General features: G+C 70.8%; 1 protein-coding gene. It reads left to right on the top strand.

Features of this window, described 5'->3' with window-relative positions:
* Positions 1-506: beta-ketoacyl synthase N-terminal-like domain-containing protein (locus tag ABD317_RS37650; RefSeq protein ID WP_344296658.1), on the top strand; the 506-nt coding region annotated here is incomplete at both ends.

Here is a 506-nt window from a genome sequence, read left to right as displayed (position 1 = left end):
AGCGTGCTGTCGGGGCGGGTGGCGTACGCGTTCGGTCTTGAGGGCCCGGCGGTGACGATCGACACGGCGTGCTCGTCATCCCTGGTCGCGCTACACCTGGCCGCCCAGGCGATGCGGAACGGGGAGTGCGACCGTGCACTCGTCGGCGGCGTCACCGTCATGGGCTCTCCCGGGATGTTCCTGGAGTTCTCGCGGCAGCGGGGGCTTTCGCCGGATGGTCGGTGCAGGGCGTTTGCGGAGGGTGCGGATGGTACGGGTTGGAGTGAGGGTGTCGGGCTGCTGCTGGTGGAGCGGTTGTCGGAGGCGCGGCGGCAGGGGCATGAGGTGCTGGCCGTCCTGCGGGGTTCGGCGGTCAATCAGGATGGGGCCTCGAATGGTCTGACGGCGCCTAACGGGCCGTCGCAGCAGCGGGTGATCCAGCAGGCGTTGGCCAGTGCCGGGCTGAGTGCCGGGCAGGTCGACGCGGTCGAGGGCCACGGGACCGGGACCAAGCTCGGCGACCCCAT

The organism is Streptomyces synnematoformans (assembly GCF_039531005.1).
Classification (GTDB): domain Bacteria; phylum Actinomycetota; class Actinomycetes; order Streptomycetales; family Streptomycetaceae; genus Streptomyces; species Streptomyces synnematoformans.
The sequence above is the reverse complement of the archived record's forward strand: the minus strand, read 5'-3'. Positions and strand labels throughout refer to the sequence as shown.